Here is a 25,357-nt window from a genome sequence, read left to right as displayed (position 1 = left end):
AGCAAAACTACGAGAAGGAATGACGGCCATGGAGATTAACGTATTACTTGTCGACGACGAGGCGGTAGACCTCGAGTGGCTGCGCCGCAGAGTGCAGGGCAGCGGACTGAACCTGCAGGTGGCGGCAACAGCCAATAACGGCTTTAATGCGCTTAAGGCGATGGAGCAGGTGCGAATCGATCTGATTCTGTCCGATATCCGCATGCCCATCATGTCGGGCATTGAATTCGCCCGTAAGGCCAAGGCGATCCAGCCAAGTGTCAAAATCGTATTTATCAGCGGGCACGAGGACTTTGAGTACGCCAAGGAAGCGATCAAGATCAGCGCGTCGGCTTATTTGCTGAAGCCCGTAGAAGATCAGGAGCTTTATAAAATGCTGGGTGAGCTGTGCGCGGCGATCGAGCGAGAACGGGATCAGGACCGCACGTTTACGGAGGCGCTGACGCTTGTCAACGAGGAGTTGCTGCTGCGTTGGCTGAACGAGATCTCCCCGGAGCAGGTGGAGGGGCATATTCGCGGATATTTGCACACCCTGTTTAAAACGGGAACGGCGGCAGCCCTCGTCGAAATCGACGACCTGGAATGGAAGACCGGCGATATGCCGGAGGAGGAGCGACGCAAGCAAATTCAGAAGGTGATGGCGTTTATCCGGCATTTTACCACGGAGATGAAGCTGGGAACGTTTATCGTCAGCCAACCGACACGGTTTCTATTGCTGGCGTCCGTACCTGAAACGACGTTCCTCGAGCTGCTGGAGGAGCTGATCCGGGCGGTCCGGGGGATTTCCCCGTTCTCCGTGACGGTTGGGGTTGGCAGCTTCGCGCGGGATGAAGAGGCGCTGCGGTCGTCCTATCGCCAAGCTCAGGCGGCGCTTAGCGCCAAGTGGCTGGTCGGCAAGGACCGGCTGATCCATGAAAGCCGGGTGTATCCAGGTGAAAGCCGGTTTGCCGGCGCTCGGACGGACGAGATCCTCCAGCGGATGTTGAAGGCTATTCTCAACTATGATCTCGTAACGATTGACGACTGCTTGCTGGAGCTGTTTTATCAAGGTTCCCCGCTGGCTCAGAAAAACGATGTGTACGATCTCATCATCCGCATCACCACCCAGCTGCATGCCGATCTGCGCGAAATTAACGAAAATCTGTATGAGCTGTTGAAGTGGGATACGCACCAGCCGGTGCTGCTGTTCCAGTTCGAAACGATCCACGATATCACGTCTTGGCTGCGAAAACGGTTCTTTGAGTTGTCCGAGCTGTTGTACGTCAAGAAGCAGAAGCAGAAACGCAAGCTGATTCAAGATATTATGGCATATGTCGAGAGCAATCTTGAGCAAAAAATGACGCTGAAAGACGTCGCCGCCCGCTTCGATTTTACGCCAAACTACCTCGGCTTTTTGTTTAAGGAAGAAACGGGCCGGCATTTCAGCGACTACCTGAACGAGCTTAAGACGAAGCGTATCTGCGAGCTGCTGACCGATCCCACATTGAAGATTTATGAAATCGCCGAGCGGATGGGCTATAAAAATATCATTTATTTCAACCGGCAATTCAAACAGGCTACCGGGATGACGCCCGGGGAATATCGCAAAACTCATAAGATCTGAGCGTTGATGCTATTACATTCTCGGCGGCTAACGGACAGGAGGGGCGTTATGGACCTGAGTTTGGTCGTACTTCCTTTTTAACGGACAGAGGAGACCTTATTTCGGACTTTTTTGATTAAATTGATGCCTTAGAGGCCGCATAGAGGCGCTGGGGTCCGTTAGAATGGGAAATCGACGGGAAATGAGCAAATAAGGTCATTACGGTCCGTTACAGTTTGGGTAATACCGGTGAGCCTTCTCCCTTGTGCTCGACCTCGTCACTCCGTATTTACGGAAGGCGGGGTTCTTTTTTTCTGAATTTTTGGGTCATCGTGGAATTTGTATTAGTTTTTGTTGTTTCACTGAATCCCGCAAGCAGGCGCTCATCCCTATACTGAGAGATATAGAGACAACCAAGAGGGGAGTTCGAGACATGAAGCGAAGCGGATTCTGGAACGACGTGAAGAAGTATAAGGTTCTGCTGCTCATGCTGACGCCGGCCGTCCTGTTCTTCCTGCTGTTCGCCTACGTGCCGATGGCGGGGATCGTCCTGGCTTTCAAACAATACAACTACACAGGCGGGGTGTTCGGAAGCCCCTGGAACGGGCTGGACAACTTCCGGTTTTTCTTCGACTCCGGGGACGCTTGGCGGGTTACCCGCAATACGGCTTTGTATAACATCGCATTTATTGTGGTGAACAACGCGATCCAAATTTTTGCCGCGATCCTGCTGTTCGAGGTGGCCGGGAAATGGTTCCGCAAAATCACGCAAACGGTGATGTTCCTGCCGTATTTTATCTCCTGGGTCGTCGTTGGTGCAATTGCATATAACCTGTTCAACTACGATTATGGTACGATCAACGTGCTTCTGAATGCGATCGGGCTCGAACCGATTGATATTTACAACACGTCCGCCTATTGGCCGGTGATTCTCGTCGTCGTATCGGCGTGGAAGACGCTTGGTTACGGAACGATCATGTACCTGGCTGCGATCACGAGCATTGATACGGAGATGTATGAAGCCGCCGAGATCGATGGGGCGAACGTCTTTCAACGGATACGCAAAATCACGATTCCAAACCTCTATCCGACGCTCATCATTTTGGTGCTGCTGGCGATCGGGAATATTTTCCGCGGGGACTTCGGCATGTTCTATAACATGGTTGGCAACAACGGCTTACTGTTCTCTTCAACGGATGTCATCGACACCTTCGTGTTCCGGATGCTCACGACCTCGAACGAGATTGGGATGTCCGCCGCGGCGGGATTCTATCAATCGATTTTGGGCTTCGCGACGATTATGCTGGCGAACTATGCCGTGCGGAAATACGATAAGGACCGTGCTTTGTTCTAAACGGTGCGTAAAAAACAACCGCGATGGGGCAACACGAATGAAACGAGTGGAGGTTAACGCTGATGAGTACGATGGCACCCAATCTGCAGCCGGCCATGAAGCCGGCAGCTCCCAAACGCAAACCGATCGACCGTCTGCTGCTGCAGATGATCGGATATGTTGCTTTGACTTTGCTGGCGGTGTTTTGTCTTTTTCCTTTCATTTTGGTTCTATCTTCTTCGCTGACGGACGAGAGTAAGATCATCGAGGACGGGTTCCAGCTGATCCCGGCGTCCTTTTCGCTGGAAGCCTACGGTATTCTGTTCAAGTATCCGCAGGAAATGCTGAAGGCGTACGGCGTGACGATTTCCGTCACTTTGCTGGGCACACTGTTTGGATTGTTTTTGACCTCGATGACGGCCTATGTGTTGGCACGCAAAGATTTTAAATGGCGCAGCCACTTCTCTTTCTTCTTCTTCTTTACGACGCTGTTCAGCGGCGGGCTTGTCCCGTGGTACTTGCTGATCGTGAACTACCTGGATCTGAAGGATACGCTGCTTGTGCTGATTCTGCCGATGCTGATGAACGTCTTCTACATCATCGTGATGAAATCGTTTATGAGCAGCATCCCGGAGGCGATTATCGAATCGGCAAAAATCGACGGGGCGGGCGATTTCCAAATTTATTTGCAATTTGTGATCCCGCTGTCGAAGCCGGCGCTGGCCACCATCGGGCTGTTTATCGCCTTGGGTTACTGGAATGACTGGTATAACGCGCTCTTGTTTATCTCCAATTCCGACCTGATGCCGCTGCAGTATTACTTGTACCGCTTGCTCGGCAACATGGACGGCATGCGCAAGGCGATGATGGCGGCAGGAGCCGTCGTCTCCTCGGACATCCCGACGGAGAGCTTAAAGATGGCGATGACCATCGTAGCCACCGGACCGATTATGATCGCCTATCCGTTCATCCAACGTTACTTCGTGCAAGGCTTAACGATTGGCGCTGTCAAAGGGTGACCTCGGGGCAACCCGGTTATCACATATAGGAGGCACAAAAGTATCATCTTTTTATCACGAAGTAGGTCGTGAAGAGGAATCGGCATCGAATCTTGAATTCAGCCGGGCCTAAGCAGATGCTTCCGAAGCATGTTTCCTGCGGAAAGATTTTAGCTGCTCACGTAGCCTCCAGCTACGCTGCGCTGCTCAGTCCCTAGCTTCATCCAACCTTCTCGGTGCTAAAAACCTGATCCTTTTGACCTTTCATTTCACTATTTCTATCAAAATTGTAGGGGGAATAATCGTCATGAAACTGAAGAAGAAAACAACGTTTCTTGTGGCTATGGTGCTGGCGTTAATGACTTTGCTATCCGCTTGCGGCGGCGGGAACAATAACGCAGGCAGCGCCAACACCCCGGACGACGCAGCTTCAAATAACGCAGCAGCTTCGAACAATGCGTCGGCCAATACGGCAACCCCTGGGGCAGTGGATACGTCTCAAGAAGTTACGCTGAAGCTGTTGATGATCGGCAGCAAACCGGCGGATTATGACGAGGTATACGGCGAGCTGAACAAGCTGCTGAAAGAGAAAATTAACGCAACCGTTGAGACCGAATTTTTGGATTGGGCCGACTGGACCCAGAAATACCCATTGAAATTTGCAGCTAACGAGGATTTTGACATCGCTTACACCGCGAACTGGGCTTTCTACAATGACCAGGTGTTAAAGGGTGGATTCCTTGAGCTGACCGAGGAAATGCTCCGGACTTACGCACCGAAGACCTGGGAAGCGATGCCGCAAGCCTCCTGGGATCAAGCAAAAGTGAACGGCAAGCTGTACATGGTGCCAAACAACAACCAGGAAGTGACCGACAAGGTTGTCCTGATTCGCGAAGACCTGCGCAAGAAGTACAATCTCGAACCGGTGAACAGCCCGGAAACCTATGCCGCTTATTTGAAAACGATTGGGGCGGGCGAGAAAGGCATCAGCCCGTTTGGTGCGAAACCGGCAGACGGCTGGAAATGGCATGAGCTGGATCAAATTTTGCTGGAGCAACAAAATGAATGGAACCTGGTGGATTACAACTTCCCGCTGGCTTACAAATTGGACGATGCGACGGGGAAAGTGTTCAACGTGTACGATACGCCGGAGTTTACCGAACTGATCAAATATTATAAGGACTTGGCTGATAACAACGGCTGGTCGAAGAACATCGTGAGCAACAAAAACGACGTGTTCCAGGACATCAAAGCGGGCAAAACGTCCTCGTATGCACAAAACCTGGGGACGATCTCCAGCAACGTTGGCGAAATCCGCCGCGACAAGCCGGAGATGGAAGTCACCGTTGCCGATTTGACGCCGGATAAGAAAAAAATCGGCGCGATTTCCACGCAAAACGGATTGGCGATTCATGCCACGTCTAAAAACGTCGAACGTTCGCTGATGCTGATTGACCTGCTGCAGAACGATAAGGAAATCCATGATCTGACGATGTACGGCATCGCCGGCAAGCACTACGAGCCGGTTGGCGATGACAAATACAATCCGGGACCAAGCTTCAACAACTATAACCTGTCGGGCTACTCCGTATGGGGCTGGAACTCACTGCTGAACCGCACCGACGCTTCCTATCCGGAAGAAGGCAATCAAATGTTGGCGGATTGGCAGTCTAAAGTTTATCACTTCCCGCTGGAAACCTTCGTCTTTGACGACACCAAGGTGAAGAACGAAGTAGCGAACGTAGGTAACGTCATGCTGCGTTATGCAATCCCGCTGGAATACGGCCTGATCAAGGACTTGGAGAAAGGCCAAGCCGACCTGAACAAACAGTTGAAGGCGGCCGGTCTGGATAAGATTCAACAAGAGCTGCAGAGCCAAATCGACGCATTCCTTGCCGCCCAAGGCCAATAAGCAGGCGGGGGTGAAAGGAGGGGACGCCCGTCCCCTCTTTTTCATTCATCGTGACGTTTGAAGGGGCAGGAGAGCGTTTGAGAGTGTGTCGAACTGTAAAAGTACATTTGATTTTGCGAAAAACCCTCTTCATTCGGCGTGTGAAATGCAAAAGTACATTTGATTGGAGACGATGGAGGCTAAAATGGGCGGTTTGCCCTGAAATCAACTGCACTTTTGCAGTTGAAAGGCTTCGAAAAGGGCGATTTGGCGAAAATGGACTGCACTTTTACATTTCGTAGCACGTGAGAAACCAATCTACTTCATTACAGATCAGAAACGGAGAGGAGTTATTCCTATGAGTAGAAGCTCAAAACCGATGAAGTTTCCGCCAATCAGCGACAAACTGCCGGTCTTTATGCACGGTGCCGACTATAACCCTGACCAATGGCTCCATGATCCGCAGGTGCTGGCGGAGGATATCCGGCTGATGAAGCTGGCCCATTGCAATGTGATGTCGGTGGGGATCTTTTCCTGGGCTTCGCTAGAGCCGGAGGAAGGCGTCTACCGGTTTGAATGGCTGGACCGCGTGCTGGACACGTTTGCTGAGAACGGTATCTACGCCTGGTTGGCGACGCCAAGCGGCGCTCGGCCGGCCTGGATGTCAGAGAAGTACCCGGAAGTGCTGCGCGTTGAGAAGAACCGGGTGCGCAACCTCCACGGCATGCGTCATAACCACTGTTTTACGTCCCCAGTCTATCGGGAAAAAGTGACGCAGATGAACACCCGGCTGGCGGAGCGCTATTCCAGTCATCCGGCCGTGGTGGGGTGGCACGTATCCAACGAATACGGCGGGGAATGCCACTGCGACTACTGCCAAGACGCTTTCCGCGACTGGTTGAAACGGAAGTATGGCACGCTCGAAGCGCTCAACCACGCTTGGTGGACGAACTTTTGGAGCCATACGTACACCTCCTGGTCGCAGGTGGAATCCCCGGCACCTCACGGCGAAATGATGGTGCATGGACAGAACCTTGACTGGCGCCGGTTCGTATCCGACCAGACGATCGACTTCTACAAGCATGAGATCAAGCCGCTCAAACAAATCAATCCGGATTTGCCCTGCACAGTAAATATGATGGACCTGTTCTACGGGTTGGATTATCGCGAGTTTGCCAAAGCTGTGGACGTCATTTCCTGGGACGCTTATCCGATGTGGCATGAGGCCGAATCCGATGCGGGGGTTGCTTCCTGGTTTGCATTTAACCACGACTTGTTCCGCTCCTTGAAGCAGAAGCCGTTTATGCTGATGGAGAGCACGCCGTCACTGACGAACTGGCAGCCGGTCAGCAAGCTGAAGCGGCCGGGTATGCACAAGCTGTCCTCGCTGCAAGCAGTGGCCCACGGGTCCGACACAGTCCAATATTTCCAGTGGCGAAAAAGCCGCGGCTCCAGCGAGAAATTCCACGGCGCGGTCATCGACCACGTCGGCCATGAGCACACGCGCGTGTTCGCCGATGTTGCTGCGCTTGGTAAAACACTGTCCGAGTTAACGGAGATCCTCGGTACCACCGTTCCAGCGGAAGCAGCCATCCTGTTTGATTGGGATAACCGCTGGGCGATCAACGACGCCCAAGGGCCACGCAATAAAGGCATCCATTATGAAGAGACCGTCATGCAGCAGTATCGCGCCTTGTGGGAGCTGGGCGTGCCAACGGACATCATCGGCTCGTTTGACGACTTCAGCGGTTACAAACTGCTGGTCGTACCGATGGCATACTTAATCCGGGAAGAAACCGGAGCCAAGCTGGAGCAGTTCGTCAAGGACGGCGGTACCTTGTTCGTCACATATTGGTCAGGCATCGTCGACGAGAACGACCTGTGCCATCTGACCGGCTTCCCGGGACCGCTGCGCAAGGCGGTTGGAGTATGGGCAGAGGAAATCGACGGCCTGCATGACCATGACCGTAACGCGTTGATTCTGGAAGACGGGAATCCGCTAGGCTTCAGCGGGACCTATGAGATTCATGAGCTGTGCGAGCATATCCATGCGGAAGGCTCCAAGGTCCTTGGCGTCTACCGCGACGATTTTTACGCAGGGAAGCCGGCCTTAACGCTAAACGAGCTGGGCCAAGGCAAAGCTTACTATTTGGCCGCCCGCGTCAGCGATCCCGCCTTCTACGAGGCGTTTTACGGCAAGCTCGTTCAAGATGCCGGCGTGCGCCGGGCGCTGGATACCGACCTGCCGGCGGGAGTGACTGCCCAACTGCGCACGGACGGTCAGCACGATTACGTCTTCGTGCAAAATTTCTCCGGCCGCGCCGTTCGCGTCGAGCTCGACCGCAGGAGCTATACAGACGCCGAAACCGGCTTGACCGTAAGCGGCACAATCGAGCTGCCGGTCAACGGAATCGCGATATTGAAGCGGGAGGCCGCTCTCAGCGCAGGTTTCTAATATAACGGTCGCTGGCCAGGCTGCACGCTCAATCAACGGTACAAAAAATAAACCCTATTTTCCGTATACGCGGAAAGTAGGGTTTTAATTATGGCTCATGCACAAGGGCGGCCGGCGATGACCCGCTCTGCCTGATCTTGCTGAAGGACATGCAAATCCAGCATGCACCATAACGTTTGTCGATCGGAAAGCCTATTTTTCGGAAATCAATTTCATGAAGGCTTGGATATCAAAGTTGTCGTATTGCACCAGCCATCGTTCGTTAACGGAAGTCATCATCAACTCGCCTTCTAACGGAACACGGGTGCTTTCGCGACCTTCCGAGTTTGTCAGTAGAAGATTTACAGTGTATTCGATGGTGACATTGTTCTCGTCTTGCACTTTAAGACGGGTATGCAAATTATCAGGTTTGATGGAAAGCTGCGTGTCAGCAGCAACTCTTAAAGGTAAAATGGTGATTCGATTGTTAACCTGTTTTTCGTAAAACGATTCCGTTAGAAAAGGTTTGATCGCTTCGTTTCGCTTTTGAATGGATTCGGCAGACAACAGATCCTCAGTAAAGTCAACTTTGTATTCGGCCATGATATAGGCCTCGGCTGTTTTCATCGCATCATCGGTTTTGGGCTGGGCTCCATTACAACCAGTGATGAGCAATAGGAAGCATGCCAGTATACTTAATAACCACGGGAGTTTTTGCATCGAATCCTCCCCCCTTTTTTTGCTTTTATTAAATAAAATTTCCATATTTTATAATAAACATTGTGCTCGGTGTTGTTAAATTAGGTTCGAAAATATTAATTTCATAATCATTCGCTATTATTCTATTTAATCTCTGTTGAATAATATTTAAGTAGAAAAACGTTTAATCCGGATTAGCGTTTTTTAACTTAACTGGTTTAGGAGTGATTTCGTATGGCTGAGAATCCATGGTTTTTATGTCACCCAAGGATGCGCGGACATAAGCTTTTTTTGTGCTGCTCCCCAAAATGTAAACGTTGACATTCGCCGAATAACCGATTATTGTGATGAAAACGAAGTAAAATGTTTGTAATAAAACAATACTTTACTATCACTTTAGGACGATATCTCGTACTTAGGAGGGAGAACGATGGAGAATCAAACGTTTGTTAATCCGATCCTGTCAAATGGTGCGGATCCTTGGGTCATTCGGCATCCCGATGGAAGCTATTACATGATGGTGACCTTGGGCGACCGCATCGCTCTTTGGCACAGTCCAACCTTGAGCGGACTTGGGAATGTTCAACCGAAGACCGTGTGGACGCCTGAGCCAATCGGCCCCTATTCCTTCAATCTGTGGGCGCCGGAACTGCATCTCATCGATGGACGCTGGTATATCTACTATACAGCTAATGACGGCGGCGGGGACGCAACGCGACGCATCTGCGTGCTTGAACTTGCGGGCGATGATCCGATGAACGATGAGTGGCAGTTTAAAAGCGTGGTGAACACGGAGTTCCCAGGGTTAGACGGAACTGTCATCCAACATCAAGGGGAGTTGTATTTCTTTTATTCCGGTTATGGCCATTTTCCGGATTACGGCTCAGCGGTTTACGCTGCTCGAATGACCAATCCTTGGACGTTAACCGGTCCAAACGTGCTGATTACAGCCCCAACGGAGCCGTGGGAGAAGCAAGGCGGGATGGCGATTAACGAAGGCCCTGTCTTGTTGCGGCGCAACGGTTGGATCTTCCTTGTCTTCTCGGCGAGCGCAACGTGGTCGGATGATTACTGTTTAGGCATAACGCGAATCCCGGAGACCGCAGATCTGCTTGATGCGAACTCCTGGATCAAGGAAGACGGCCCGGTTTTTGCAAAAAATCCTTCCGCCGGGGTCTATGCCCCGGGGCATAACAGCTTTACCGTATCTCCCGACGGCTCCGAGGATTGGATCGTTTACCATGCGTACGATTACTCGGAAGCCGAGCAACCCCGCTCCGCTGGTTCTCCCCGCAGCACAAGACTCCAAAAATTTGGTTGGAAAGCAAACGGAATGCCGGATTTCGGGGTTCCTGTCGGCACGGGGGTGCCGATCCCGCGGCCTGCCGGAGAATAAAGGGTGCGAAATTAATTACAGTTTTTTTGAAACTAATAGTTTGATTTGAAACAACAAGTTATTTTATTAAAAAAATCGTTATCTTCGTAAATGAAAGCGTTGACATCACGTCGAACGGGGATTATAATCAACGAAAAGATACAAAATTATTGTAATAAAACAATAATATAATTTCGCGGTGAGTCATTTGATGACAGAGGGGGTTGAACCGATCCGAAAAGGGCGATGAGTGCAAGCGGAAATATCGGGGGTTGTTGCGTTTGAAATCAATAATCGGGAGGTTCATATGAATAACAAGTCAAAACGTATCTTAAGTTTTCTGTTTGTTTTTATTCTTGCGGTCTCCATGATTACGGCTTGCAGCGGGGGCGGTTCGAAGAAGGCTGACGTAGGCAATAACACCAGCGAGAATGCTACCGAGGAGCCACAGAAGAAGGAAACCACGTTTGCCGACATCAGTCAGGATATTCGCGGGAATACATCTCCGACTCCAGAGCAAATCAACGAAGTGAATACGACGCTCAACGATACGTATCTGGGTGATATTTTTGATGAGAAAATTCCAAACGACTACTCTGCTTACCCTTTCAAAGAAGAAGTGACGCTGGATGTCTGGATGCCTGCGAATCGCAACATCCCGGATATGAACAACCACGCGATCCAGAAGCAAGTGGAGAAGCTGACGGGGATTAAAGTCAACTTCATCACTCCGCCGGTAGGGCAGGAAGCGGATGCCTTTACCTTGATGATGTCCTCCGGAGATTTGCCGGATATCATCATTGAGCCTGGCCGGTACCCTGGAGGCTTTGAGGCGGGCGTTAACGATGGAGCGTATTTGGATCTGACCGATTTGATGGAGAAGTATGCTCCGAACTATACGGCTTGGCGCAATTCTGACGAGACGAGAAGAAAAACGACGGTCACCGACAGCGGCAAACTGCTTGGTTTCTACGGCATTGCTCCTTATTCGGAATGGATGTGGTTCGGGATGCTGATCAAGCAGGAAGCGCTGGATAAGACAGGGCTTCCGGTGCCTGAAACGATTGATGAATGGCACACCTTCCTGACCAAAGCGAAGGAAGTGGGGTACAGCGAGCCGCTGAACTACGGATCAAACTATGGTCAGATCTTTACCGGGATTTTAAACGGCGCTTATGGCGTGTGGGATTGGACCTTCGTGGACAGCAACGGCAAAGTAGCCTGGGGTCCAGCACAACCGAAGGCCAAGGAATACCTGGCCATGATGCAGCAATGGAACAAAGAAGGGCTGCTCAACAAAGACTGGGCAACGGCTGACTTCAACCAAAGAATGGCCAGCGCCATTTCCGACAAGACCGCGGTTATGATGGATTCGCCGGACACGATGTGGAGCTATTGGAAGGAACAAAATGATATCGATTTTGTTGGCGCGCTGAACCCTGTGCTGAACAAGGGGGATCAATCCGCAACAACGTACAAGAACTTTAAGCGAACAGGTACAGAGGCTGCCATCACCACCCAATGTGATAACGTCGAAGCGGCCATGGCCTGGTTGGATTTCGCCTACACCAAGAAGGGCTGGGAAATCTATAACTACGGAGAATACGGTACGGTTCACCTCATTGATGAGAACGGCAAGCCTTATTATCCAGAGAACAGCTACATGTACAATGATCCGGATGGCCAGCCGGTAGCAGTGGCACTCGATAAATATCGCAGACATATTTGGCCGGACATTCGCGACGAGCATAACTCCAACCCGCTGATCGTAGCGAAAGGCAGCTACTCCGGCGAAATTCGGAAATATTGGACCGAGAACATGGATACGAGCGCGGCTATGCCTCCGATTTCGTTTACGAAAGAGGAAGCTTCACGGGAGGCGGAACTGGGGAACCAGTTGTCTACGCTCCGGGGTGAATATTTTGCCAAGATCATCAAAGGCGAGTTGCCGGTGGACGCGTACGACAAGTTCTTAGAAGAAGCTAAGAAGATGGGGTTGGACGAATTCCTGAGCATTCATCAGGCAGCATTGGATCGTTACAACAGCAGATAATCGCCGTTTGGCCTAAAGATCGAGCAAGAAATATAACGAGGGTGACCGGGGCTGGTTAAGCTTGGGCCCCTCGTTATTGTTTCAGAGAATTCGGAATAAGAAGAGTAGGTGATACGTTCATGGAGATCGTCCGTAAATCAAGAAAAATCGCTCCTTCCTCAGAGGCTCCGAAGCCAAACAGCACGCGAACCAGGATCAAAAAAGATCTGAGAAAAAACTGGTTTGTTTATTTGCTGGCCCTTCCGGTTGTCGCTTGGTTCCTGGTTTTTTGTTACGGTCCGATGTGGGGAGTGCTTATCGCGTTTAAGGATTATAAGCCGTTGCTTGGGTTTGCTCAAAGCGAATGGGTTGGTTTGAAGCATTTCATAGAGTTCTTTCAGGGGCCGTACTTCTGGAGGGTGACCAAGAATACGCTTCTCCTTAATGTGTGGGGGATCGTGTTTGGATTTACGGCACCGATCATTTTGGCGTTGCTGCTGAATGAAATTCGCGACGGGAAGTTCAAAAAAACCGTACAAACGATCACCTATATGCCCCATTTTATCTCTTTGGTGGTCGTGTGCGGGATCATTCATATCTTCACGGCGGATGAAGGCATTGTTACGCAAGTGTTGCAATGGATCACGGGCAAGGACTACACCTCGCTGCTCGGATACTCCGGCTTTTTTAGGCCGATCTATACGTTTTCCGGGATTTGGCAGAACATCGGCTGGGACAGCATCATTTATCTGGCCGCGATGAGTTCGATCGATCCTGCTTTGTATGAGGCAGCCGAGATTGACGGAATCGGTCGAGTCAAAAAGATGTGGTACATTACGCTGCCGCAAATTACGCCGATTATCGTGATTCTGTTTATTTTTGCGATTGGCGGATTGATGGCGTCCGGATACGAGAAGATTATTTTGCTTTACAACCCTCTCATTTACGATACGGCAGACGTCATCGCTTCTTATGTCTATCGAAGGGGCTTACGGGAAGCCAGCCTCAGCTTCTCCACCGCGGTTGGCTTGTTTAGCGCCGTGATCAACTTTGCGCTGCTGTGGGCGATGAACCGAATCGCCCGGCGTACTTCGGAAGTGAGCTTATGGTAGAAAGGGGGATGACCATGTCCAGTCGCAAAAAGCTGAAACGACGACACTGGAAGCCTATGACGACCGGGGATCGCGTGTTTGACGTCATGAACTACATGATGCTCACCGCGATTACGCTAATTTGCTTCTATCCCTTGCTGCATATTTTGCTGGCCTCGGTCAGCAACCCGACGGCGCTGATGGCACACAGCGGACTTTTGTTGAAGCCGCTTGGATTTACGCTGGATGGATATAAGCTGGTCTTTAAGGACAACAGCCTGCTGGTTGGTTATAAAAATACGATCATCTACGTAGGGTTAGGCACGTTGGTGAATATGGTCATGACGATCATGGGCGCTTTTGTCCTGTCGAGAAAAGATCTCTATTTCAAAAATTTCATCATGATTCTGATTACGATCACGATGTTCTTTGGCGGCGGGTTGATTCCCTGGTTTCTATTAATGAAAGATATCCATTTATATAACAACCTGTGGGCGATGATCTTGCCGACCGCGCTGAACACGTGGAATATCATTATCTTAAGAACCAGCTTCCAGTCGCTGCCGGCAGAGCTGGAAGAGGCGGCAACGATCGATGGGGCAAGCCAGGCTGCCATCTTGATCCGGGTGATTCTGCCGCTGTCCAAGGCGACGTTGGCCGTTATTTTTCTGTACTATCTGGTGGGGAACTGGAACTCCTGGTTTAACGCGATGGTCTTGCTGAAGGATCGGGAGCTGTTCCCGCTGCAGCTATTAATGAAGGAAATTTTGGTCGCCAACGATTCCACGGCAACCACGATCGGCAGTGCAGGAGGCGTCGTCATCGACAGTGCTCAGAGCTCGACCGCATTCCGGGAACTGGTGAAATATTGCGCGATCGTTGTATCCACGGTTCCGATTTTGTGCGTGTATCCGTTCTTGCAGAAGTATTTTGTTAAAGGTGTCTACGTCGGGTCAATTAAAGGGTGAAAATGAAGATGGAAACGGGAAAATTCGGGAAAGCGCTGTTGCCTGCCATTTGTCTGTTTCTATTGGCGCAGGTAGGTTGTTCTGGCTCCGGTAGGGCGGGTGAAGAACGGGATGATTTCTATAATGTGCTGATGCAGGACGGGGCAGATCCATGGATGTATAAACATACCGACGGGTATTATTACTTCACGAAAACCACCGGCGGTGACGTGACGGTTTGGAAATCCGCCAGTATGACGGGGGTGGATGCCGCTCCCCGGAGGGTGATTCCGACAGGCGGCCACGGCATTTGGGCTCCCGAGCTTCATTATATTCATGGAGCCTGGTATATTTATTACGCCATGGATGACGGGGACAACGTGAACCATCGCATGTACGTGATGGAGAATACCTCGACCGATCCATTACAAGGTGTATGGAAGCAAAAAGGGCAAATCACCGACGCCGCCAATCGTTGGGCCATTGATGGGACCGTTCTGCAGGTGAACGGCGAATTGTATTTTATTTGGTCCGGTTGGGAAGGGGACGAGAATGTTCGTCAAAATCTATACATCGCCCATATGAGTAACCCCTGGACGATTGATTCGGAGCGTGTGGAGATCGCCCGGCCGACCTATGCCTGGGAAACGAACCATTCGCCGCATGTCAATGAAGGTCCGCAGGTGGCGGTTCGAAACGGAACCATTAATCTGGTCTACTCGGCGAGCGGAAGCTGGACGAACGATTATTGTCTGGGCTTGATCACGGCAGATGTGACCAGCGATTTGCTCGATCCGGCTTCATGGCATAAGAGGGAGGAACCAATTTTTGTGTCCGGCAACGGGCTGTACGGCCCGGGACACCATTCCTTCACCACGTCACCTGACGGTACAGAGGATTGGATTGTATATCACGTGGCGAAATACAAGGATGCCGGCTGGAACCGGGAAGTGCGGATGCAGCCCTTTACCTGGAATGCGGATAACACCCCGAATCTAGGGGTTCCAGTAGACCCGAACCTCCCGCTATCCTTGCCGTCCGGAGAGGCGAGCCGCATCCGCTATGAAGCGGAGAAGGGGCAGCTTGGAGACGGTGTGACTGTGCTGGAGAATCCTGCGGGTTCCGGTGGAAAGAGCGTAGGACGGTTTGAGCAGGAAGACAGCTACGCGGAGTATTCCGTCCAAGCTGCGGCGGGAGAGTATCTCTTGCTGGCGAGAACCGCAAACGGGAGCGCTGCCGGAGAAATGGCCTATTTTGATTTAAGCGTTGATATGGGATCTTCCGTTACCGTGGCGGTTCACCCGAAGGGATGGAACAACTGGGGATTGTCCACTGCCAAAATTCAGCTGAAGGATGGGACAAACAAGCTGCGATTCACCAAGAATCGCGGGGAGTTTGAACTGGACTGCTTTGATCTGATGCCGTTGAAGATCCCGGAATCGTGATAACCTTTATGAATCTTGATTTATTACAGCTTATTGTAGTAAAGTCAAGAAAGTAAGATCATTTTTTGGGAATACGGATACGGAGGTTCCTATGCTGGAAGTCGGGATACACGAACCGGATAAGCTGGTTCAAGTGGCGCACGCGCTCTCTACACGGTCTCGCGTAGACATTCTTCGCCTGCTCAACACGCGGAGCATGAATATCATTGAGCTTGCCGAGACGCTGGAGCTGCCAGTGTCTACGGTGGCGAACAACGTCAAGATATTGGAAGCAGCCAAGCTGATTAATACGGAATTGCTTCCGGCCGTCCGCGGTGCGATGAAGGTGTGCAGCCGCAATTACGACGATATTCTCATTTCGTTGAACTCGAGCATCCGGACGTCCAAGGACGGGATGAAGTTTTACGAGGTTGAAATGCCGATCGGGCATTACAGCGATTGTGAGGTTCATCCGACGTGCGGCATGGCATCCAGCGAAGGGATGCTGGTTCGGGAGGATGAGCCGGCCAGCTTCTACCACCCTAAGCATGTGGGGGCGCAGATTCTGTGGTTTCGTAAAGGGTATGTGGAGTACCAGTTCCCGCTGGAAGTTCCGCAGAATGCGCGCATTCAATCGCTGGAGTTGTCAATGGAAATGTGCTCGGAAGCACCAAACTATGACAATGACTGGCCTTCAGATATTTCCGTATGGATTAATGGCGTTGAGATCGGCATGTGGACGAGTCCCGGGGATTTTGGGGATCGGCGCGGCGCATTAAATCCGTCCTGGTGGGAAGATTGGATGACGCAATACGGCTTGTTGAAAACATGGCGAGTTGACCGCGAACGCACGACGCTCGATATGCAGAAAGTCTCCGACGTCACGATCAACGATCTGAACCTCGATCAACGGCCGAGTCTGCGTGTGCGGATCGGCGTCAAGCCGGATGCGATCCATAAGGGCGGCGTTAATCTATTCGGCAAGCAGTTTGGCGATTACGACCAGGACCTGGTTCTGCAGGTCGCCTACACTTTGGATGAAGACGCTTGATTATATTCAATGAAGCTTTAATCTAACCATCGGCTCCTTGGGGAGTCGGTGGTTTTTTTGTATTGCAGATACTTAATTCCAGGTAGCGTCCCGTCAAGTGGTGTAAAATTGATTTCTACTCTGTGACCCATATTTATTTCTGCAAGAGCATAGCAGATGTTAAGAGATTTTGCTCCCCCTGAACCACTTTGGCCATGGACTCTTTACTAAAATAACGGCGCGATACTGTCCATTCATCCTGCTGTTCCATCAGGATGGCACCAATAAGACGAATGGCAGACTCTCGATTCGGAAAGATCCCAACAACATCGGAACGCCGGCGGATTTCTCGGTTCAAGCGCTCCAATGGATTCGTGGAATGGATTTGCCGCCAATGTTCCTTGGGGAAAGCCATGTAAGCCAGGACATCACTTTCAGCCTGCTCAAGGATCTCCATAGCCTTCGGGAACTTCCCGTGAAGCTGGTTCACGACTTGCCGTAATTGCAGGATTGCATCTTCTTGGGTCGGCTGTGCAAAAATGGTCCGAATAATCGAAGAAACCATCGATTGTGAAGACTTCGGCACCTGGCTCAACACATTGCGCATAAAGTGAACACGGCAACGCTGCCAAACCGCGCCTGTCAGAACTTGCTCGATTGCGCCGCGTAATCCTTCATGTGCATCACTAATCACCAGTTGAACGCCATGCAGCCCTCTTGAAACCAATTTGCGAAGAAATTCAACCCAGAACGGGCCGTCTTCGCTCATCCCAAGGTCAAAACCAAGGATCTCTCGTTCTCCGGTTTCCCGAACCCCAATGGCTACAACCAGTGCCATACTTCGTACACGGCCGCCTTCACGCACCTTCGGGAATGTCGCGTCCAACCAAACATAAGGGAACTGCCCTTCGAGCGGACGCTCCTTGAAGGCCAGTACGACTTCATCCAGCTCTTTGCAGATCCGGGAGACTTCACTTTTGCTAATGCCCTTCATGCCGAGCGATTCTACGAGTTCGTCTACTTTCCGTGTGCTGACGCCATGAACGTATGCCTCCTGAACCACGGAAAGCAGCGCTTTCTCTGCACGCTTTCGAGGCTCAAGCAGCGAAGGAAAATAAGTGCCTTTGCGTAGTTTTGGGATTCTTAGATCGAGTGTTCCTACGCGTGTATCCCATTCACGGTGTCGATAGCCATTTCGATGGTTGGTTCTGTCTGTGTTGCGTTCATAACGCTCTGCACCGATTTGTGCCGCTACCTCCACCTCCATCAGTGCATGAACCAGAACGTTCAAAGCCTCTTTAAGAAAATCTACATCACCATCAATTCCGGACTTGCGCAACAGCTCTAAAAGTGACATTCTATCTATAGAAGTCACGGTGTGATCCTCCTTCTAAAGGTGATTGGCTTCACTTTAGTAGAAATCATACCGTGGCTTCCTTTGTCAAGAAGCCCGGGCTAATTTTACACCACTACTTGAGACTATAACTAATTCCAAAAAGTTCGTAAAATAAAAATGCCTAATATAATTAGAAAAATCAGCTGAAAGCGTTGACAAAATATGAGTTCGGGGATATATTTAGCTTAAAAGATACAAAAATCATGTATTAAAACAAAAACAATAAATTGAGACCCGAAGGAGCGGAAAAATGACAAGTCAACCTTTACGTAACGAGTACCCTCGTCCCCAATTTGTCCGCGACGCTTGGATGAGTTTAAACGGAGAATGGGAGTTTGAATTTGACGACCAAGGGATTGGTGAAAGGGAAAGATGGTACGAGAAACATGATTTTGGCCGGAAAATCAACGTGCCGTTCTGCTACCAGAGCAAGCTGAGCGGCATCGGCGATCCAACCGTACACGATCAGGTCTGGTACCGGAGAACCTTTACCGTATCGGAAGACTATAAGGCTGGCCGGCTGCTGCTGCATTTTGGCGCCGTGGATTACGAGGCCAAAGTATGGGTGAACGGGCATCTGGTGGCGATGCATGAAGGCGGACATACGCCGTTTAAGGCGGATATTACGGATGTGTTTGATGAAGGCGAGAATATCGTTGTCGTGAAGGCGACGGACTACAGCCGCGACGTCTCCCTGCCGCGGGGCAAGCAGTATTGGAAGGATCAGTCGGAGAGCATCTTTTACACCCGCACGACCGGGATTTGGCAGAGCGTCTGGCTTGAGCCGGTACCAACGACACGAATTGATCGCATTCGGTTGATCCCGGACATCGACAAGAATGATATTGGTCTTGAGGTGTTTTTGGCAGGGCACAGCGCCTCCGTTAAAGCCAGCATGAAAGCCGTCATCACGTTTAACGGCGAATTTGTCGCCGAGGATTGCTTCTCCTTAAGTCATGAGTCGGGTCGCCGGGTGATTCACCTGGATGACTTTAACGATCATGGTCTGGGACGCTGGTGGACACCGGAGCGCCCCAATTTGTACGATCTGGAACTAACGCTGCTGATCGATGGTATGCCCGTGGACACGGTCTATAGCTATTTCGGGATGCGCAAAATTTCAGTGGAGTCCGGCAAACTGCACTTAAATAATCGTTCCTATTATATGAAGCTGGTGCTGGATCAAGGTTACTTCCCGGATGGCTTGCTGACCGCGCCAAGCGACGAGGACTTGCGCCGGGACGTGGAGCTGGTGAAGGCCATGGGGCTGAACGGGGTGCGGAAGCATCAGAAAATCGAAGATCCCCGCTACTTGTATTGGGCCGACAAGCTGGGTCTGCTGGTGTGGGGGGAGATGGCGAACGCCTACCAGTTCACTGAGCAGTATGTCAGCCGGATGACCCGGGAATGGATGCAGGCGGTGGAGCGGGATTTTAACCATCCTTGCATCGTGGCATGGGTTCCGCTGAACGAAAGTTGGGGCGTGACCAACATTATGATTGACAAGCAGCAGCAGCACCACGCGGTATCGCTGTACCACCTGACCAAATCGCTGGACCCCACGCGCCCGGTCATTTCCAATGACGGATGGGAACTGGTTACCACCGACCTTGTGACGATTCACGACTACGAGTGGCGTAGGGAAAAGCTGGAGGAACGGTATGCAACGGTCGAATCGGCTTTGACTGCTGCTCCCGGTAATCGGGTGATTCTGGTGCCCGGATTCCCTTACGAGGGGCAGCCGATTCTGGTCACAGAGTTTGGCGGGATATCCTTTAAGGTGAACGAATGGGAAGGCTGGGGGTACTCGGGTGCGGAGAATGAGGAGGATTTTGCGTTGCGGCTAAAGAATGTTATCGTACCGATGCTGCAATCTCCGGTGGTTCAAGGCTTCTGCTATACCCAGTTTACGGACGTAGAGCAGGAAATTAATGGCCTGTTGACCTATGATCGTAAGCCGAAGCTGCCTCTGGAAACCATTCGTTCGATTGTAGCGGGAACCTAAAAAATCGAGGAGTGCCCCTATCTAATGACTCAAAATCAGCGAACAGGCGCCGCATTGATCCGCGAGATCGCCCGGACGAAAGCCCCCTACGGAACCTTGGCGATTTGGTATCTTGGCCAGGAAAGCGTCATCGTTAAAGGGGATGGGATCACGATTTACGTAGATCCCTATCTCTCGGGCGATCTGGACGACGGCGATTGGCGGCGCACATTTCCTGCGCCCATTGCACCGGAAGAGATTGAAGGCGTTCAGCTATGCCTGATTACGCATGAACACGATGACCATATGGATGCGCGGACGCTGCCGTGGCTGCATCGCAGCAGTCCGGAGGCGCCGATCCTCGCACCGGCGTGCTGCAAGCCGGCATTGCAGGAGATGGGCCTACCGGACTCCCTGCTCATCACCGCAGACGACCGTAAGCCGCTGGAGTTCTTCTCCAAGCTGCGAGTAACGCCAATTGCGGCGGCCCATGAGCAGTTGGAACGGGATGCGGACGGCTGCCCCCGGTACGTCGGGTACGTTTTGGAGCTTAACGGCGTGACGCTTTATCATGCCGGGGATACGTTGGTTTTTCCGGAATTGATCAAGCGAGTTGGTGAGCTGAAACCGGACATCGCCCTGCTGCCGATCAACGGGCGGGATTACTTCCGCCAGCGGCGCGGAATCGTTGGGAACATGGATTACCGGGAAGCGGCACACTTCGCCCAGGAAATCGGCGTGGATACAGTGATCCCGCTGCATTATGACCTGTTCGCGGTAAATGCAGAGAAGCCGGGGCACTTCGTGGGGGATAATCCTGCAAAAGCGTCCGGACAAAGAGGGGGTCACCTAGCCTAGTGTTCATACAACGTGAGTATCGCCTGAGCTTCGGATTTCACTCGTTCTCGCAGCTCTTGCGGCTCCAGCACTTCTACATCCCGGCCGTTCCTTAGGATCACGCCGCATGCCCAGTCCAGTGTCTGGAGGTCGATCTCCGCCAGAATCTGGCCCTGGTTGTCCGGTCCTTCCGTATGAAGCACTTTGATGAATCGCTCCCTGCGGAGTTGGCTCAGCCCGGTTTCGTTCGTCCGTATCCGCGCGAGATAGCGGGGCAGCTCCGATTTGAAGCGAGCGGTCGATTGCTCCCAATACGCCGCCAGGTCAAACCCATCTGGCCGTACGAATGTCTCCTCTAACAGGGAGGCTTCCTCCAGCCGGGAAATGCGGAACGTGCGAAGCTCCCTGTCCGGCTCCTGCTCGGCCGCTACGTACCATACGTTGCGTTTGGCGATGAGCCCCAGGGGATGGATGATCCGCTCGGTGACATCGTCTTCCTTGCGGTAGCGGATGCGCTGCTTCCGCTGGGTCCATACCGCCTCCTGCACGGCGGACAGCCAAGGGAAAGCCTCCTCCGAGGCGTGCCAGCCGGCCCCGTCGATATGGAGGCGCTCGCGGATCATCTCGGCGTCCTGCCGAATTGGGGCGGGGGCAGCAGCTAATAGCTTCTGATAAGCAGCCTGAAAATCCCCCTGTATCCCCAGATCCTTCAAAAGCTCGTTATGGTTCGTCAGCAGCAGCGAGACGATTTCCTCCGGCCGCATGCCGGTCAGGTTCGTCCGATAGCTGTCCGCCAGCACCCAACCGCCGCGGGAGCCGCGCTCCGCGTACACGGGGATGCCCGCCGCGCTCAACGCCTCGATGTCCCGGACGATCGTCCGCTCCGACACCTCCAGCAGCTCTGCCAGCTGGCGCGAGCTCATTTTTCCCCGGTTCTGCAGCAAGAGCAGCAGATTTAGCAAACGATCCGCACGCACAATAACTCCCCCTCCCGCCTCTTTAGATTCGTGGAATGATTATACCATGGATATAAGACAATAGATGTCATATATACTTTGATATTCTACAAAGGTACGTGCGAAATTCAATCTGGAAAGGAAGCGAACGAAACCATGGACAAGAAACCTTTAGCGGGAAAAGTGGCCGTCGTTGCCGGAGCAACACGTGGAGCAGGCCGGGGAATCGCTGTTATGTTGGGGGCTGCTGGGGCGACGGTGTATTGCACCGGACGGAGCGTCCGGGGAGAAGCATCGGACATCGGCCGAACGGAGACGATTGACGAGACGGCCGAAATGGTAACCGCTCGCGGCGGAATCGGGATCGCCGTCCGCACGGATCATACGGTGCCGGAGCAGGTCAGGGCTTTGTTTGAACGTGTGGACAAGGAACAGAACGGACGCCTGGACATTTTGGTGAATGACATTTGGGGCGGCGAGAACCTCACCCATTGGAACACTCCGTTCTGGGAGCAGCCGTTGGCCGATGGGTTACTGATGCAGGAGCGGGCCGTTCGTGCCCATCTCATTACGAGCTATTACGGGGTACCGATGATGATCAAACGGAAGGAAGGCCTGGTCATCGAAATTACCGACGGATCGACCTATAACTATCGAGGGAACCTGTACTACAGTTTGGCCAAAATCTCACCGATCCACCTAGCCGCAGCCATGGCCGAGGAACTGAAGCCGCACAATGTGACGGCATTGGCGGTGACTCCTGGATTTTTGCGTTCCGAGCAGATGCTGGACTATTTTGGCGTTCAGGAAGCGAATTGGCGAGATGCCATCAAGAAGGAACCGTTATACGCGGAATCCGAAACGCCGTATTTTGTGGGGCAAGCAGTGGCGGCTCTGGCCGCAGACTCGAACGTCCACGCCAAAACCGGCCGAGCACTGACCAGCTGGGACCTGTCCGACGAATACGGGTTCATCGACATCGACGGACGTAAGCCGCATTGGGGCAATTTTGCACGCGAGCGGGGATTACCGGTGAACTGATCATAGGAACGACGTGTCCGGATTCCCTATCGCCTATCTAAAAAAGCGCGAGGGCATGAGAAACTCCTCCTGCACCCGCGCTTTTTGACTTTTACTTGCCTTGCGGCCATAAACGTGCGGAATAATGGGGGATGACCTGAATGTCGTGGATTTTGGCGATCTCCACCCCTTCAAATCGCTCCACGTAGGCCTGGTTCACGAAGCTATGCACCGTGCCTCGGCGAAGCGGTGTAATCGAGAGGTGCAGCGGATGGTTCTCCAGCTCGTGCCGCACTTGTTTTAACCCGATTTCCCAATGCTGTCCGTAATGGATATGATCCGTCAACATCCGGTCACCGAGGTAAGCGGCGGCCACATCGCCGTCGTACTCGATACGCAGCCAGACGTCCGACACGGATTCCGGCCAGTCAGCAGGGACATCCACCAGTACAGAGCGATCCGATGGAGAGTTGAGAGTCAGCTCGGGCGAATAAGCGGCAAAATCAAGGGTATACGTTTGGAACACACTTCCGTCAGGTTCTGCCGCAGTTTGCAGCACCCCCGCACTGCTCCGCAATTCAGCCGATGGGACAGGTGCTGGATAGAGGGATAAGGTCACTTGGTTTTGTCCCGGCGAAGTGCAGATAAGCTGCCCGTCCTTTATCGCCAAATGGCTCGTGCTGATGACCAGCCTATCGTGGCCCCACAGCCCGTCGAAACGATAAGTTAGTAACGCCTCATCTCGGGTTAAGGTGACGAGACGAACGACCCTGCCTTCGGCTGTCTTCACTCGGATCTGATGTTGGCGGCCGGTCGCTGGGCGAACGATCCAGTTCGCCTCGTCTTCTTTAACGGCACCATGGCTCCCATCCCCTCCTACTTCAGATACCGAGGATTTGCGGATCACGATCTCGGGTTCCATTCCGTCATGGGCAAAAAACACCAGCAACGTTTCGTCCTCTGCTTCCAGCCGGGTTAATAGCTGCACGGTGGCGCTCACAATAAACAATCCGTCCAGCTCTAAGTTGAACGGCAGGATCGCGGCAAGCCTGCTCCGAAGCGTGAACTCGCCAGTTTGAGGGAAGAACGCCTTCCCCTGTGGCGTATCCAGCTCGATTCGTAGCCGGCGATCCGGCAGGTCGACATGATCCTGGAAATTGTTCAGGAACACAAATCCGGAGCCGTCTTTTTGCCGGACGCACCAACGTACGCTGTGGGTATCTTCAGGTGCGATATGCTCCTGACCTGCGGGCAGCACGGTCCCCATCGGAGCCAGAAGGTGACCAAAAGCTTGCAGAAACAACGAGATCGTACGGATGCGGTCATACGAATCACCAACCCGTCCAAACTCGCCTAGGGGCGATTGGTAATCGTAAGTGATCTTCGGCAAACCGGATTCGTTTAAGAACGTCTTGCGGCCGACGGGATTGGAACCGCCGTGGTACATGTAATAACCCAGGAGATTGCTGCCGCTGCCCATCTTCACTAACGTCATCGCTTCGATGCTCTCCGCCGGCACGTAAGGCCGGGCCTTGTAGCTGACCTGCATGCCGCCGGCCATTTCGCAATAAGCTACCGGATACTCCAGGCTGTCGTAATTCACCGGCTCGGCGGGCGTAACGTGCAGATCCTGGAACAGGAACTCGCGGCTTGGCGGTTGGTTTGGGATCCACGGCGTATAAGCGTATCCAGCCAGCATGGGTAACGTGCCCTCCTCAGGTACTGCGGCTCCACCCCAAGCAGTAGCGGTAAAAAACAGCGGACGAATGCCAACCTCCTCGGCAATCCGGCGCAATTCGTCCAAATGCGCGGAGCCGTCAGTACCGGCGGTTACGTATTGACCGGAGCTATATCCCCAGGCGTCCAGCGGTGCGCCAGCGTGCATATACTCGTTCTCCAGTTGCACGGCGATCACCGGGCCGCCTTCCTGATAATAGGTACCTTGAATTTGCCGGGCGATCTCCCGGTACAAACGTCGGGCCAGCGACAAATAACGCTCATCATTGGAGCGCACCTCCAGCGGATAACGGAACACCCAATCGGGGATGCCGCCGTTGCGGACCTCACCGTGGCAAAACGGGCCGATCCGTAAAATCAGCGGCAGCTCATGCTTGGCGCAGAGATCAATGAAATGCCGCAGATTGCGGTTGCCGCTCCAATCGAAGACGCCCTCCTCCTCTTCGTGGCAATTCCAAAACACGTAGGTCGCAACAAGATGAACGCCGCCGGCTTTCATTTTCAGCAGCTCTTCCTCCCAATGCAAATAAGAGAAGCGGGAAAAATGAAACTCGCCAACGACCCGGAATCACAGGTTCGCCGTTGCGGGTC

General features: G+C 52.4%; 18 protein-coding genes. 14 read left to right on the top strand and 4 right to left on the bottom strand.

The window, feature by feature from the left end:
- Positions 1–28 precede the first annotated feature (28 nt).
- From ACL02P_RS14020 to ACL02P_RS14000, 5 genes are all read left to right on the top strand, one after another.
- On the top strand, positions 29–1,603 hold the full coding sequence (locus tag ACL02P_RS14020) for a response regulator (RefSeq protein WP_412837513.1): 1,575 nt from the start codon (positions 29–31) through the stop codon (positions 1,601–1,603).
- 412 nt (positions 1,604–2,015) lie between these two features.
- Complete coding sequence (locus tag ACL02P_RS14015) at positions 2,016–2,936, top strand: ABC transporter permease (protein ID WP_412837512.1); 921 nt, start codon at positions 2,016–2,018, stop codon at positions 2,934–2,936.
- A 95-nt stretch (positions 2,937–3,031) separates the two neighbouring features.
- Positions 3,032–3,934: a carbohydrate ABC transporter permease gene (locus ACL02P_RS14010; RefSeq protein ID WP_036624457.1), complete on the top strand. Its 903-nt coding sequence runs from the start codon at positions 3,032–3,034 to the stop codon at positions 3,932–3,934.
- A gap of 286 nt (positions 3,935–4,220) precedes the next feature.
- Positions 4,221–5,825, top strand: coding sequence for an ABC transporter substrate-binding protein (locus tag ACL02P_RS14005; protein ID WP_009226512.1), 1,605 nt, complete (start codon positions 4,221–4,223; stop codon positions 5,823–5,825).
- Positions 5,826–6,162: 337 nt separating this feature from the next.
- Positions 6,163–8,259: a beta-galactosidase gene (locus ACL02P_RS14000; RefSeq protein WP_412837511.1), complete on the top strand. Its 2,097-nt coding sequence runs from the start codon at positions 6,163–6,165 to the stop codon at positions 8,257–8,259.
- Between the two features lie 192 nt (positions 8,260–8,451).
- On the opposite strand, the gene ACL02P_RS13995 is transcribed toward ACL02P_RS14000, so the two are convergent.
- Complete coding sequence (locus tag ACL02P_RS13995; RefSeq protein ID WP_412837510.1) at positions 8,452–8,958, bottom strand: hypothetical protein; 507 nt, start codon at positions 8,956–8,958, stop codon at positions 8,452–8,454.
- 409 nt (positions 8,959–9,367) lie between these two features.
- Between ACL02P_RS13995 and ACL02P_RS13990 the strand changes: the two genes are divergently transcribed.
- The 6 genes from ACL02P_RS13990 to ACL02P_RS13965 all read left to right on the top strand — a co-directional run bounded on the left by ACL02P_RS13990 (position 9,368) and on the right by ACL02P_RS13965 (position 16,857).
- Positions 9,368–10,333: a family 43 glycosylhydrolase gene (locus ACL02P_RS13990; protein ID WP_412837509.1), complete on the top strand. Its 966-nt coding sequence runs from the start codon at positions 9,368–9,370 to the stop codon at positions 10,331–10,333.
- A 286-nt stretch (positions 10,334–10,619) separates the two neighbouring features.
- Positions 10,620–12,365 (top strand): extracellular solute-binding protein, encoded by a 1,746-nt coding sequence (locus ACL02P_RS13985; RefSeq protein ID WP_323077784.1) that lies wholly within the window; start codon positions 10,620–10,622, stop codon positions 12,363–12,365.
- Positions 12,366–12,484: 119 nt separating this feature from the next.
- Positions 12,485–13,456 (top strand): ABC transporter permease, encoded by a 972-nt coding sequence (locus tag ACL02P_RS13980; RefSeq protein WP_412837508.1) that lies wholly within the window; start codon positions 12,485–12,487, stop codon positions 13,454–13,456.
- Between the two features lie 14 nt (positions 13,457–13,470).
- The gene (locus ACL02P_RS13975) at positions 13,471–14,403 is read left to right on the top strand and encodes a carbohydrate ABC transporter permease (protein WP_036646321.1); all 933 of its coding nucleotides are present in this window, start codon (positions 13,471–13,473) and stop codon (positions 14,401–14,403) included.
- 2 nt (positions 14,404–14,405) lie between these two features.
- The gene (locus ACL02P_RS13970; protein WP_260071618.1) at positions 14,406–15,827 is read left to right on the top strand and encodes a family 43 glycosylhydrolase; all 1,422 of its coding nucleotides are present in this window, start codon (positions 14,406–14,408) and stop codon (positions 15,825–15,827) included.
- Between the two features lie 91 nt (positions 15,828–15,918).
- Positions 15,919–16,857, top strand: a complete 939-nt coding sequence (locus ACL02P_RS13965; protein WP_009226504.1) for an ArsR/SmtB family transcription factor — start codon at positions 15,919–15,921, stop codon at positions 16,855–16,857.
- A 133-nt stretch (positions 16,858–16,990) separates the two neighbouring features.
- Here the strand turns inward: ACL02P_RS13965 and ACL02P_RS13960 are convergent, their stop codons facing one another.
- Complete coding sequence (locus tag ACL02P_RS13960; protein ID WP_412837292.1) at positions 16,991–18,193, bottom strand: IS256 family transposase; 1,203 nt, start codon at positions 18,191–18,193, stop codon at positions 16,991–16,993.
- A 289-nt stretch (positions 18,194–18,482) separates the two neighbouring features.
- Between ACL02P_RS13960 and ACL02P_RS13955 the strand changes: the two genes are divergently transcribed.
- Both ACL02P_RS13955 and ACL02P_RS13950 read left to right on the top strand, forming a co-directional pair.
- Positions 18,483–20,237: a glycoside hydrolase family 2 protein gene (locus ACL02P_RS13955; RefSeq protein ID WP_412837507.1), complete on the top strand. Its 1,755-nt coding sequence runs from the start codon at positions 18,483–18,485 to the stop codon at positions 20,235–20,237.
- A gap of 24 nt (positions 20,238–20,261) precedes the next feature.
- Positions 20,262–21,074, top strand: coding sequence for an MBL fold metallo-hydrolase (locus ACL02P_RS13950; RefSeq protein ID WP_412837506.1), 813 nt, complete (start codon positions 20,262–20,264; stop codon positions 21,072–21,074).
- On the opposite strand, the gene ACL02P_RS13945 is transcribed toward ACL02P_RS13950, so the two are convergent.
- A complete protein-coding gene (locus ACL02P_RS13945; protein ID WP_009226501.1) occupies positions 21,071–22,030 on the bottom strand; it encodes a helix-turn-helix transcriptional regulator in 960 nt (319 codons plus the stop codon). The two genes, ACL02P_RS13950 and ACL02P_RS13945, sit on opposite strands and share 4 nt — an antisense overlap.
- A gap of 135 nt (positions 22,031–22,165) precedes the next feature.
- On the opposite strand from ACL02P_RS13945, the gene ACL02P_RS13940 reads away from it, so the two are divergent.
- Positions 22,166–23,050: an SDR family oxidoreductase gene (locus tag ACL02P_RS13940; protein WP_412837505.1), complete on the top strand. Its 885-nt coding sequence runs from the start codon at positions 22,166–22,168 to the stop codon at positions 23,048–23,050.
- Positions 23,051–23,141: 91 nt separating this feature from the next.
- On the opposite strand, the gene ACL02P_RS13935 is transcribed toward ACL02P_RS13940, so the two are convergent.
- Positions 23,142–25,265, bottom strand: a complete 2,124-nt coding sequence (locus ACL02P_RS13935; protein ID WP_412837504.1) for a beta-galactosidase — start codon at positions 25,263–25,265, stop codon at positions 23,142–23,144.
- Positions 25,266–25,357: the final 92 nt, after the last annotated feature.

The organism is Paenibacillus sp. MB22_1 (genome assembly GCF_047200555.1).
In the GTDB taxonomy this organism is placed as follows: Bacteria; Bacillota; Bacilli; order Paenibacillales; family Paenibacillaceae; genus Fontibacillus; species Fontibacillus phoenicis.
Note: the sequence above shows the minus strand (reverse complement) of the source record. Positions and strands in the feature narration are given on the sequence as shown.